General features: G+C 71.1%; 9 protein-coding genes. 5 read left to right on the top strand and 4 right to left on the bottom strand.

What is annotated here, in order from left to right; all coding sequences use genetic code 11:
* Positions 1–33 precede the first annotated feature (33 nt).
* Together CES90_RS18260 and CES90_RS18255 are read left to right on the top strand one after the other, a co-directional pair.
* Positions 34–2,658 (top strand): helicase-associated domain-containing protein, encoded by a 2,625-nt coding sequence (locus tag CES90_RS18260; protein WP_189785256.1) that lies wholly within the window; start codon positions 34–36, stop codon positions 2,656–2,658.
* 236 nt (positions 2,659–2,894) lie between these two features.
* Entirely contained in the window at positions 2,895–3,062 is a 168-nt protein-coding gene (locus CES90_RS18255; RefSeq protein ID WP_189785255.1) for a hypothetical protein, read from the top strand.
* On the opposite strand, the gene istB is transcribed toward CES90_RS18255, so the two are convergent.
* Positions 3,019–4,377 carry an IS21-like element helper ATPase IstB gene (gene istB / locus CES90_RS18250; RefSeq protein ID WP_189785358.1) on the bottom strand — a complete coding sequence of 453 codons (1,359 nt, stop codon included), beginning with the start codon at positions 4,375–4,377 and terminating at the stop codon, positions 3,019–3,021. The two genes, CES90_RS18255 and istB, sit on opposite strands and share 44 nt — an antisense overlap.
* A gap of 226 nt (positions 4,378–4,603) precedes the next feature.
* Between istB and CES90_RS18245 the strand changes: the two genes are divergently transcribed.
* Together CES90_RS18245 and CES90_RS18240 are read left to right on the top strand one after the other, a co-directional pair.
* A complete protein-coding gene (locus tag CES90_RS18245) occupies positions 4,604–6,247 on the top strand; it encodes a DNA repair helicase XPB (RefSeq protein WP_189785254.1) in 1,644 nt (547 codons plus the stop codon).
* Positions 6,248–6,313: 66 nt separating this feature from the next.
* Positions 6,314–6,772, top strand: coding sequence for a PPOX class F420-dependent oxidoreductase (locus tag CES90_RS18240; protein ID WP_189785253.1), 459 nt, complete (start codon positions 6,314–6,316; stop codon positions 6,770–6,772).
* Here the strand turns inward: CES90_RS18240 and CES90_RS18235 are convergent.
* Both CES90_RS18235 and CES90_RS18230 read right to left on the bottom strand, forming a co-directional pair.
* The gene (locus tag CES90_RS18235; RefSeq protein ID WP_373313488.1) at positions 6,762–7,964 is read right to left on the bottom strand and encodes a glycosyltransferase 87 family protein; all 1,203 of its coding nucleotides are present in this window, start codon (positions 7,962–7,964) and stop codon (positions 6,762–6,764) included. The two genes, CES90_RS18240 and CES90_RS18235, sit on opposite strands and share 11 nt — an antisense overlap.
* 72 nt (positions 7,965–8,036) lie before the next feature.
* Positions 8,037–8,234, bottom strand: coding sequence for a hypothetical protein (locus CES90_RS18230; RefSeq protein ID WP_189785252.1), 198 nt, complete (start codon positions 8,232–8,234; stop codon positions 8,037–8,039).
* A gap of 384 nt (positions 8,235–8,618) precedes the next feature.
* Between CES90_RS18230 and CES90_RS18225 the strand changes: the two genes are divergently transcribed.
* Positions 8,619–10,583: a HelD family protein gene (locus CES90_RS18225; protein WP_229914088.1), complete on the top strand. Its 1,965-nt coding sequence runs from the start codon at positions 8,619–8,621 to the stop codon at positions 10,581–10,583.
* Positions 10,584–10,661: 78 nt separating this feature from the next.
* Here CES90_RS18225 and CES90_RS18220 read toward each other — a convergent pair whose 3' ends face one another.
* Complete coding sequence (locus CES90_RS18220; protein ID WP_189785250.1) at positions 10,662–11,864, bottom strand: trypsin-like serine peptidase; 1,203 nt, start codon at positions 11,862–11,864, stop codon at positions 10,662–10,664.
* Between the last annotated feature and the right edge of the window lie 26 nt (positions 11,865–11,890).

The following is an 11,890-nucleotide window of genomic DNA, read 5'->3' as shown; positions in this document are numbered from 1 at the left end:
TGAGTGCCGCGCCCCTCCGCTACGGTTGACAGGATGAGCACCGAGGAGCCCAGCACCGGCCAAACCCGAGGAGCGCCCCGCTCACTCGCGGAGTCGCTCCGCGCGCGGGACGACGGTTCGCTCGCCGTGCTGCTCCGGGCCCGCCCGGACCTCATCACTCCCGTCCCCACGGACCTGACGCAGCTGGCCACCCGCGCCGGCACCCGCGCCTCGGTCGTACGCGCTCTGGAACGCCTGGACAGGTTCGCCTCCCAGACGGCCCAGGCCCTGGCCGTGGCCCGGGACCCGTCGTCGTACGACGAACTCCTGAACCTGATGGCCGGCGACCGCGACGGTGGCGGCCGACCCGACCCGGACGTGGCGGCAGCCCTCCCGCACGCGCTCGGAACGCTGCGCGACCAGGCCCTCGTCTGGGGCCCCGACGACCGCCTCCGCCTGGTTCGCACGGCCCGTGAGCTGCTCTCCCCCTCGCCGCAGCACCCCTCCCCCACCGGCCTCGGCCCGACCGTCGCGGAGGCCACGGCGGGGATGTCGCCGGGCCGGGTGCAGGAGATCGTCACCGAGGCCGGCCTGCCGAGCACGCATGACTCGGTCTCCGCCGTCACCGCCCTCACCGAACTCTTCTCCGACCGGCGCCGCATGGCCGCCCTCCTCGCCGGCGCCCCCGCCGAGTCCCTCGACGTCCTGACCCGCCTGCTCTGGGGGCCGCCGTACGGCCAGGTCACCGCCAACCCGGCGCCCCACCTGCGCTGGCTCCTCGACCGCGGGCTGCTCCTGCCCACCGCCCCCGGCACGGTCGTCATCCCCCGTGAGGTCGCCCTCCATCTGCGGTCCGGCCGGGCGCACCGGGAGGTCCACCCCGTTCCCCCGCCCGTGGAGGCGGCGGCCGCGCATCGTCCACAGGTTGTGGACGCGACGGCGGCCGGGCAGGCGTACACCGCGCTCGCGACCGTCGAGGAGCTGCTGAAGGACTGGGACGAGGGCGGCCCGAACGTGCTGCGCGCGGGCGGCCTCAGTGTCCGGGACCTCAAACGCACCGCCGTCGCCCTCGACGTACCCGAACCCTTCGCCGCCTTCTGGATCGAACTCGCCTACGCCGCAGGCCTGTTGGCCTCGGACGGCGAGGCCGACGAGCGGTACGCCGCGACCCCCGCGTACGACGAGTGGCTGGAGCTGCCCCCCGCCGAGCGCTGGGCGCGGCTGGCCTCGGCCTGGCTGACGGCGACCCGTACGGCGGGCGTGGTCGGCGAGCGGGACGCCAAGGACCGTACGTTGTCGGCGCTGGGACCGGGGCTGGACCGTTCGGCCGCGCCGGAGGTACGGCACCGGGTCCTCACGCTGCTCGCCGGCCTGCCCGAGGGCACGGCGGCGACCCCCGACTCCGTACTGGCCCGCCTCCGCTGGGAACGCCCCGCACACGGCCGGCAGCCCCAGCAGCAACCTCCACAGGCCCATCCGCACCCCGACCACCCCGACCACCCGGACGACCTGCGCACCCGTCTCGCCCGCTGGGCCCTCGCGGAGGCCGAGCAGCTCGGCGTCACGGGACGCGGGGCCCTGTCCTCCCACGGACGCGCGCTCCTCGGCGTACCGGAGCCGGAAACGACCGCCGACCTGCCGGAGACCCCCGGCGACAAACTCCCCGCCCACCATGTCCCCGTACCCGCCGTCCCCGTCCGCCGCCCCTCCCCCGACCCGGTCGTCGAGCAGGCCGCGGCCGCCGCCCAGGCCGCCCGACTGCTCGCGCCGCTCCTCCCCGAACCGCTCGACCACGTCCTGCTCCAGGCGGATCTGACGGCGGTCGCGCCGGGGCCGTTGCGGCGGCCGCTCGCCGAGGCGCTGGGCGTACTGGCGGACGTGGAGTCCAAGGGTGGCGCGACGGTGTACCGGTTCACGCCGGGTTCGGTGCGCCGGGCCCTGGACGCCGGCCGCAGCGCCTCCGACCTGCACGACTTCCTGACCGCGCACTCCCGTACGCCGGTCCCGCAGCCGCTGTCGTATCTGATCGACGACGTGGCCCGGCGCCACGGCCATCTGCGGATCGGCGCGGCCTCGGCGTACGTACGCTGCGACGACGACGCGATGCTCAGCGAGATCCTCGCCGACAAGCGCTCCCAGGGCCTGGGGCTGCGCCGCCTCGCGCCGACCGTGCTCGCCGCCCAGGCGGATCCGGCGGCGCTCCTCGACGGGCTGCGCGCGATGGGCTACGCACCGGCCGCCGAGTCCGCCGAGGGCGACGTGCTGATCACCCGCGCCCACGCACACCGCACCCCGCCGCGTACGGCCCCCGAGCCCGTCCCGGAGGGCCCTCCGGCCCCGGACGACACTCTGCTCGGTGCCGCGATCCGCGCCATCCGCGCCGGTGACCTCGCCTCCACGGCCCCCCGCAGGGCGACGGACGGCCCAACCCCCTCGGGCGCCCTGCCGCGTACCGGTCCCGCCGAGACCCTCGCCACCATGCAGGCCGCCGTCCTCACCGGCGAGGCCCTGTGGATCGGCTACGTCAACGCCGAGGGCTCCGCCAGCCAGCGCGTCATCGCACCCGTGCGCGTCGAGGGCGGCTTCGTCACGGCGTACGACCACACGGCGGACGAGGTCCGGACGTTTCCCCTGCATCGGATCACGGGCGTCGCGGAGCTGGCGGACGACGCGATGTGATCAAACGGCATGACGTGAACGAACCGTGGCGGCAAACTGCGTGATCAAACGTCGTCTCTTCCCGCACCCATTCGGGTGAATACGGGAGTTCATGCAGGCCACGCCCGACTTTTCCCCCCGATGAGCGGTCCTGCGCGCCCCCGCACATCACGTTCCGTACGGCGGGCAGCCACCCTGTGTCCCGATCGAGATCGACTCCGCACGCTTTCCTCACGCTCGAAAGGCCCACACGTCTCATGCGCCGTCCCCTCGCCACGCTCCTCGCGTCTCTCGCCCTGCTCGCCGTACTCGCCCCCGAGGCGGCGGCGAACCCGCAGCCCGTCCCCGTCCCCGAACTCGGCACCCTGGTCGGCGAGGGCCTCACTGTGGAGGGGCCGCTGATCCAGAACATCGGCCTGAAGTGACCCGCCGCAGACGGTAGCTGTCCCCTTCGAGACGGACGATCTCGGCGTGGTGCGCGAGCCGGTCGACCATGGCCGGGGCGGCCGTGCCGAAGATCTCGTCCCAGCGGTCGAGCGGGCGGTCGCTGGTGACGATCAGCGAGGCCCGCTCGTAGCGGCGGGCGACCAGCTGGAACAGGAGCCGGGCGGTGTCCGAGTCGAACGGCAGATAGCCGACCTCGTCGACGATCAGCAGGGGGCAGGCGTCGAGCGCGGCCAGTTCCTCGGCCAGCCTGCCCGCCGCCCGCGCCCCCGCCAGCCGCGCGGCCCACTCCTCGGCGGTCGCGAACAGCACCCGGTGCCCGGCCTGGCAGGCCCGTACGCCGAGACCGATCGCGAGATGCGTCTTGCCGGTCCCCGGAGGGCCGACGAACACCACGTTCCGCCCGGCGGCCACGAAGTCCGCGGTCGCGAGCCGGGCCAGCGCCTGCCGGTCGAAGGAACGCGGGTGCTCCTCGTCGAACTCCTCCAGCAGCTTCCGCCCCGGGAACCCGGCGGCCCGCACCCGCCCCTCGACCCCGCCCTCGTACTGCACGAGCCGCGTACCGCCCCGCGCGAACCGGGTCTCGAAGTCCTCGAAGTTCCCGTACTTCTCGTACTTCTCGTACGAGGTGGCCTGGGCCGGAATCGGCAGCCGGGCGGGGAGGAGGACGGGTGCCGGGGCAAGCGGCCCGACCACGCGGTACTCCTTCGGCTCCGTCGGCTGCTGGGGCTCCGTCGGCTCCGTGGGCCTCTTCGGGCCGTCCGGGTCCTTCGACGGGCCGTCGTGCGCCCCGTGCCCGTGGCCGCTCTCCCCCCGCAGCATCGGCCCCGACATGTACGCCAGGAGCACCGCCGAGGCGATGAAGGCCATGTGGATCACCGTGCCCCACAGCAGCGAGTGGCGGGAGGTGTGGTGGACGTCCACGAACATCTGGAGCAGATGGACGGAGGAGATGCCCACGATGGCGGTGGCGAGCTTGACCTTCAGCACGTTGGAGTTCACGTGCGAGAGCCATTCGGGCTGGTCACGGTGGCCCTGGAGGCCGATGCGGGAGACGAAGGTCTCGTAGCCGCCGACGATCGTCATGATCAGCAGATTGGCGATCATGACGACATCGACCAGCTTGAGCACCGCGAGCATCACGTACGTCTCGCTGGCGCTCCCGCCCACGCACTTGACGATTAACGTCCACAGCTCATTGAAGAACTTGTAGACGTACACCCCCTGCGCGGCCACCAGCCCGAAATACAGCGGCGCCTGGAGCCAGCGGGTGGCGAACAGGGCATAACCGAGCATGCCCTGGGGGGACGACGGGGTCGACGGGGCCGACTGGGTAGATGGCTGCACGGTCCGCCATTCTTCGGAACCATCCCCACAAATCTGAATTCACACCACTCATCGGAGTGGATAGACATCCAATAGGACCGGCGGTGTGAAGGGTTCCGGTACTCCCGGGCACCGCGGAAAGGCGGAACGATCAGGCACACTGGACGTTTGGCCCGCGCGGAAGGAAAGTACGTACGTGAACGGACCTCTCATCGTCCAGTCCGACAAGACGCTGCTCCTGGAGGTCGACCACGAGCAGGCGGACGAGTGTCGTCGGGCCATCGCGCCGTTCGCGGAGCTGGAGCGGGCGCCCGAGCACATCCACACCTACCGGGTGACGCCGCTCGGGTTGTGGAACGCGCGGGCCGCGGGGCATGACGCCGAGCAGGTCGTGGACGCGTTGGTGCAGTACAGCCGGTATCCGGTGCCGCACGCGCTGCTCGTGGACATCGCCGAGACGATGGACCGTTACGGCCGCCTCACGCTGAGCAAGCACCCGGCGCACGGGCTGGTGCTGACCACCACCGACCGGCCGGTGCTGGAGGAGATCCTGCGGTCGAAGAGGGTCACTCCGCTCGTCGGCGCCCGGATCGACCCGGACACCGTCGTCGTGCACCCCTCCGAGCGCGGGCAGATCAAGCAGACGCTGCTGAAGCTGGGCTGGCCGGCCGAGGACCTCGCCGGGTACGTGGACGGCGAGGCGCACCCGATCGAGCTGAACGAGGACGGCTGGGCGCTGCGGCCGTACCAGAAGCAGGCGGTGGAGAACTTCTGGCACGGCGGGAGCGGGGTCGTGGTGCTGCCGTGCGGCGCCGGGAAGACCCTCGTCGGCGCCGGGTCCATGGCCCAGGCGAAGTCGACCACCCTCATCCTCGTCACGAACACCGTCTCCGCGCGGCAGTGGAAGCACGAGCTGGTGAAGCGGACCTCGCTGACCGAGGACGAGATCGGCGAGTACAGCGGTACGAAGAAGGAGATCCGCCCGGTCACCATCGCCACGTACCAGGTGCTGACGACCCGGCGGAAGGGCGTCTACCCGCACCTGGAGCTGTTCGACTCCCGCGACTGGGGGCTCATCCTCTACGACGAGGTGCATCTGCTGCCCGCGCCGGTCTTCAAGTTCACGGCGGACCTCCAGGCGCGCCGCCGTCTCGGCCTCACGGCGACGCTCGTACGGGAGGACGGCCGCGAGTCGGACGTCTTCTCCCTCATCGGCCCCAAGCGGTTCGACGCGCCCTGGAAGGAGATCGAGGCGCAGGGCTACATCGCGCCCGCCGACTGCGTCGAGGTCCGGGTCAATCTCACCGACTCCGAGCGGCTCGCGTACGCCACCGCCGAGCAGGAGGAGAAGTACCGCTTCTGCTCGACGACCGCGACCAAGCGGAAGGTGACCGAGGCCATCGTCCGGCGCTTCGCGGGCCAGCAGATCCTCGTCATCGGCCAGTACATCGACCAACTCGACGAACTGGGCGCCCACTTGGACGCGCCGGTCATCAAGGGCGAGACCAGCAACGTGCAGCGTGAGAAGCTCTTCGACGCGTTCCGCGAGGGCGAGATCAGCGTGCTCGTCGTGTCCAAGGTCGCGAACTTCTCGATCGACCTTCCGGAGGCGACGGTCGCCATCCAGGTCTCCGGCACCTTCGGCTCCCGCCAGGAGGAGGCCCAACGCCTCGGCCGCGTCCTGCGCCCCAAGGCCGACGGCCACCAGGCCCACTTCTACTCCGTCGTCGCCCGCGACACCATCGACCAGGACTTCGCCGCCCACCGACAGAGGTTCCTGGCGGAACAGGGCTACGCCTACCGGATCATGGACGCGGACGAACTGTTGGCGGAGGGCTGACGAGAGCCGGTCGGGTTGCACACGAGAGCGTGGAATGCCCAGGAGGTCGCCCAAGTTGATCAGAGCATGACCCAAAAGCCGGCGCCTCGCGCCCTGTCCGACGAAGCCCTCTCCGACCTACTCGCCAGGCAGCAGTTCGGGACCCTGGCCACTGTCAAGCAAAGTGGCCATCCGCATCTGACCACCTTGCTCTACAGCTGGGACCCCGAGGCCCGCATCGTGCGGCTGTCCACCACGGCCGACCGCATCAAGGTCAAGCACCTGCGTCGCAACCCGCGCGCGGCGCTGCACGTGCAGGGCAGCGACGTCTGGTCGTTCGCCGTCGCCGAGGGTACGGCGGAGGCTTCCGAGATCACGACGGTGCCCGGCGACGCGGTCGGGCGGGAACTGCTCGCGGTGATCCCGACGGCCGCGAGGCCGGAGGACGAAGACACGTTCTTCAAGCAACTGGTCGCCGAGCGCAGGGTCGTCATTCGGTTGAGGGTGGAGCGGCTGTACGGGACGGCCCTGGATGTCAATGGCTGAGGGGCGTTTCGGAAGTCCTGTGCGGTGCCTGCGGTGCCCGCGGTGCCCGCGGTGCTCGGTGCGTGCCGTGCGCCGTGGGTGCTGCGCGGGACTTCCCGAACACCCCAACGGAGGTCGGGGCGGGGCCTGACACCGTGACCAGGGCGAACAGTGCGAACGTCAGCAAGGCGTACGCCGACGTCAATGGTTGCTGCCACCAAGGCAGTTGAAGGTCACGAGTGCCCTCGTGCGGGATCAGCCAGAGGGTGCGGGTGGTGAAGGCGGTGGCCACCAGCGCCGCGTAGCGGTGGTGGCCCTCCGTCCACAGGAGCGCGAGCAGCGGGACGCACCAGACCCAGTGGTGGGACCAGCTGATCGGGCAGACGAGCAGGGCGGTGAGTGCCGTCAGGGGGACCCCCCAGCGGTCCTCACCGGCCCGGCGGGCGAGCCAGAGGCCGAGGAACGCCGTCGCCGTCGCCGGTACGGCCCATGCGAGGCCCGGTGACGGGTCGCCCAGGGCTCGGGCCACCAGCCCCTGCAGTGACTGGTTGTCGACGATCCAGGCCTTGCCCACCCGCTCGGTCTCGTACAGCCGGCGGGTCCAGAAGTCGGCGGAGGCGGCGGGGAGGGCGAGGGCGCCGATGGTGACGGTGGTGGAGAAGGCGGCCAGGGCTGTCACGCCTTCGCGTACGCGTCGGGTCAGGAGCAGGTACGCGATGAAGACGGCCGGAGTCAGCTTCACTCCCGTCGCGATGCCCAGGGCGATTCCCTTGCCCGGCGCTCCGGGGGGCCGGGTCAGGTCCCACAGGACCAGGCAGGCGAGGGCGAGGTTGATCTGGCCGAAGAGGACGGTTTGGAAGACGGGTTCGAGCCAGAGGGCCAGGGCCGTGGCGGTGAGCAGGGTCGGGGTCGGGAGGCGGTGAGTGCCGGTCAGACGGGCGGAGAGGTGGACCAGGAGCGCGAGCAGTGCGGTGTTGCCGAGGACGAAGGCCGCCTTGAGTGCGGAGAGGGGCAGCCAGGCCGTCGGGACGAAGAGGAGGGCGGCGAAGGGCGGGTAGGTGGCGGGCAGGCGCCATTCGGTGACCGTGAAGCCGTAGAGGTCCGTGCCGTTCAGGACGGCCGCGCCCTCGGCCCGGTACACCAGCGCGTCGGCCATGGGGGCGTGCTGGACGACGCACAGCGCGACGAAGGCGCAGAGGGAGGCGAGGAGCAGGGCGCCCGATGCGAGGGGTGACCGGAGGATCGCGTTCCGTCTCCGTCGAGTCACAGAGCGGACCCTAGCCGGTCACGGACGTCGTATGCCCGCTTCCTCCGCGTACTCGCCGAGCACGATCACGCCGAACGCGGCGCCCGCGAACACCTTGATGGCGCGCAGGGCGTCGGCCAGGCGGTGGCGGTGGTGACGGTCGTCGAGGCCGGTCGCGCCGGGCGGCGAACCGGGTCGGCCGGAGGCCGAGGCTGGGATGAAGGTCGCTGCACTCATGTCTCCATAGTGGAACTCGCGCCTTTGGATTACGTCGGTCTACGGAGTGAACCCACTGAGCCCCCAGCTCACTCTCAGGTCCCGCCCACCCGTAGTACCGGCGACGTACCCACCCCCTAGGGGTACAGCAAGCCGGATGGAAATCCGTTGGCCTCCGCCCCCTCCCCTGCCCTAGGATCTCCGCTCTTGCCCGCCTCCCGTACGAGGAGAGCCGCCGCCCGGACGGAAACCGGTCGGCCCATCGCACTCATCACCCCGTAGCTCTCCGGAGGCACCGCCTTGTCCGCGCACCCCCACGACGCCGCGCACCCCGCCGACGACGTCACCGACCCCCTCTACCGTGAACGCTCCCACCTCGCCGCGTCCCGTTCCGCGCTCCGCGCCATGCGGGAGGACGTGGAGGCGCTGGACATCCGGGATGTGACCGCGAACTGGGTGAACGCGGAGGTGCTCGCGCATCAGATCGACGAGCGGATCAAGGCGCTGGCCGACCTCAGCGACACTCCCCTCTTCTTCGGGCGGCTCGACTACCTGCACGCGCCGGGCGCCGGCCAGGCCGAGGGGGCCGAGAGGGAACGGTTCTACATCGGGCGGCGGCATGTGCATGATGCCGACGGGGACCCCATGGTCATCGACTGGCGTGCGCCCGTGTCGCAGCCGTTCTACCGAGCGTCCAAGAAGGATCCGATGGATGTCGGGCTGCGGCGCAGGTTCGGTTACACGGGCGGTGATCTCACCGCCTACGAGGACGAGCATCTCTCCGACCCCGCCGAGGCGGCGACCACCAGCAAGCTGCTCCAGCAGGAGATCGAGCGGCCGCGTGTCGGCCCGATGCGGGACATCGTCGCGACCATCCAGCCCGAGCAGGACGAGATCGTCCGGTCCGACCTGTCCGGCAGCCTGTGTGTCCAGGGCGGGCCCGGCACCGGGAAGACCGCCGTCGGCCTGCACCGGGTCGCCTACCTCCTCTACGCCCACCGCGAGCGTCTCTCCCGCACCGGCACCCTCGTCATCGGGCCGAACCGGTCCTTCCTGCACTACATCGAGCAGGTCCTCCCGGCGCTGGGCGAGTTGGAGGTCAAGCAGGCCACCGTCGACGACCTCGTCGCCCACGTCGAGGTGAAGGGAACCGACGACGCCGCGGCCGCCGTCGTGAAGGGCGACGCGCGCATGGCCGAGGTGCTCCGCCGGGCCGTACGCTCGCACGTCACCCTCCCCACCGAGCCGGTCGTCGTCGTGCGCGGGTCCCGCCGGTGGCGGGTACCGGCGTACGAACTCGAAGGCATCGTGCGGGAGTTGCTCGGCAGGGACATCCGTTACGGTGCCGCCCGCGAGGCCCTGCCGCAGCGGATCGCGCACGCCGTCCTCGTCCAGATGGAGCGGTCCGGTGAGGCGCCCGACGACCGGGTGCAGGACGCGGTGGCCCGCAACACCGCCGTGAAGGCGGCCGTCAAGGAGATGTGGCCGCCCGTCGACCCCGCGAAGCTCGTCCTCCGCCTCCTCTCCGACGCCGACTTCCTCGCCGTACACGCGGACGGGATCCTGAGCGACGACGAGCAGAAGACGATCCTCTGGGCGAAGCCGGCCCGGAGTGTGAAGTCCGCCAAGTGGTCCGCCGCCGATGCCGTCCTCATCGACGAGGCGACCGACCTCGTACGGCGCACGCACTCCCTCGGCCATGTCGTCCTCGACGAGGCGCAGGACCTGTCCCCCATGCAGTACCGGGCTGTCGGCCGCCGCTGCACCACCGGCTCCGCGACCGTCCTCGGCGACCTCGCGCAGGGCACCACCCCCTGGGCGACCCGGAGTTGGCAGGAGGCACTGACACACCTCGGCAAGGCGGAGGCCCATGTGGAGGAGCTGACCGCCGGTTTCCGCGTCCCGACCGACGTCATCACGTACGCCTCCCGGCTCCTCCCCCACATCGCGCCCGGCCTGACCCCGGTCGCGTCGGTACGCGAGAACCCCGGCTTCTTCGACGTACGGCCGACCACGGACGACGGCCAAGTGATCGCCGCCTGCGAGGAGTTGCTCCGCAACGAGGGCTCGGTCGGCCTCATCGCCGCCGACGCCCGCGTCCCCGCCCTCGCCGAGGCGCTCACCGCGGCCGGCCTCGGCCACCTCGCGCCGGGCGAGGAGACGACGTACGAGACCCGCCTCACGCTCGTACCGGCGTCGCTCGCGAAGGGTCTGGAGTACGACTACGTGGTGCTCGACGAGCCCCGGGCGGTGGTCGACGGCGAGCCGGACGAACGGACGGGGCTCCGCCGCCTGTACGTGGCCCTCACCCGGGCGGTGTCGGGCCTGATCGTGACGCATGCGGCGCCGCTGCCGCCGCAACTCGTGTGAACGGGCGCGGCCCCCGGCGACCGATCGAGGTCACCGGGGGCCGCGCGCACGCCCACAGGGGCGCTTGCTTGACTTCGCTTACTTGAACTTGTTGCTCGTAGCCAAGTACACCTGCTTGGCGTTCTTCCCCAGCCGTGGCCCGGTGATGAACGTCGAGCGGTCGCTCAGCGAGTTGTTCGAGACGAGGTAGGTCTTGCCCTTGTAGCTCATGAACCAGGGGCCGCCGGAGGCGCCGCCGTTCATGGTGCAGCCGACCATGTACTGGGCGGGGTAGCTGCTCGGGTAGCTGTAGCCGAGGACGAAGCGCTTGGTGGGGCCCTGACAGTGGTACATCTTCGAGCCGTCGTACGGCGACTCGGCCGGGTAGCCGCGGACCTTCATGTTCTTGACCTTGTTGGCGGCCGGGGCGTTGAACCACACCGGCAGCGCCGAACCGACGCGCTCCTCGAGCGACTTGCCGCCCTTCTCGGGCTTCACGTGCAGCACGGCGTAGTCGTACGCGGCGGCCACGGTGCCCTTGCTGGCGGCACCGCCCTTGATCCAGTCACCGGAGGTGGTGGCCCAGTTGGCCCAGAAGATGCCGTACGGGGAGACGTTCCCGGCGCGGTAGTTGCGCGACGCCTGGCTGATGTTCAGCTTGCCCGTGTTGTTGAAGGACGGGACGAAGGCGATGTTGCGGTACCAGCCGCCGCCCTTGCCCGCGTGCACGCAGTGCCCGGCGGTCCACACGAGGTTGGACTTGCCCGGGTGGGCCGGGTCCTTCACGACCGCGGCCGAGCAGACGCTCGAACCCTGCGGGGTGGTGAAGAAGAGCTTGCCGACCGGCGGGGCGTACTTGTGGTACGTCGCCTTCACCTTGGCGGCCTGCTGCCGCTTCACCTTGCCGTCGGGCAGCCAGACCTTGGTTGTCTTGCCGGAGCCCTTCCCGGTGTTGCCCGCCTCGGCGATCTCGGGCAGCTGCGTCGGGAGCTGCGCCTTGGCCTCGGCGATCCGCTCGGGCGTCCAGAAGTCCTTGATGTAGGGGTTGGCGAAGTCCTCCGCCTTGGAAGCCCAGTTGCTGCTGAAGTCCTGCCAGCCACCCTCCTTCCACTTCTGCAGCGCGTCACCGGCGAGCTCGGTGGGTACGCCCTCCGGGAGCTTGAAGCCGCCGATGGTCGTGCCACCGTCGCTCTCGTTCTCGCCGGTGTCGACGTTCGCGCCGGTGTCGACCTGGGCGGTCGTCGAGGACGAGGCCTTCGCCGCCTCGTCGTCGGTCTTGCTGCAGGCAGTGGTGGTGACCATGACCGCGGCGATCACGGCGGCGGCGG

Source organism: Streptomyces capitiformicae (assembly GCF_002214185.1).
Classification (GTDB): Bacteria; Actinomycetota; Actinomycetes; order Streptomycetales; family Streptomycetaceae; genus Streptomyces; species Streptomyces capitiformicae.
Note: the sequence above shows the minus strand (reverse complement) of the source record. Positions and strands in the feature narration are given on the sequence as shown.

Coding starts and splice junctions, on each gene's coding strand:
- CES90_RS18260 (WP_189785256.1), top strand. CDS start 34: ATGAGCACCGAGGAGCCCAGCACCGGCCAAACCCGAGGAGCGCCCCGC.
- CES90_RS18255 (WP_189785255.1), top strand. CDS start 2,895: ATGCGCCGTCCCCTCGCCACGCTCCTCGCGTCTCTCGCCCTGCTCGCC.
- istB (WP_189785358.1), bottom strand. CDS start 4,377: ATGCTCGGTTATGCCCTGTTCGCCACCCGCTGGCTCCAGGCGCCGCTG.
- CES90_RS18240 (WP_189785253.1), top strand. CDS start 6,314: ATGACCCAAAAGCCGGCGCCTCGCGCCCTGTCCGACGAAGCCCTCTCC.
- CES90_RS18230 (WP_189785252.1), bottom strand. CDS start 8,234: ATGAGTGCAGCGACCTTCATCCCAGCCTCGGCCTCCGGCCGACCCGGT.
- CES90_RS18225 (WP_229914088.1), top strand. CDS start 8,619: ATGCGGGAGGACGTGGAGGCGCTGGACATCCGGGATGTGACCGCGAAC.
- CES90_RS18220 (WP_189785250.1), bottom strand. CDS start 11,864: ATGGTCACCACCACTGCCTGCAGCAAGACCGACGACGAGGCGGCGAAG.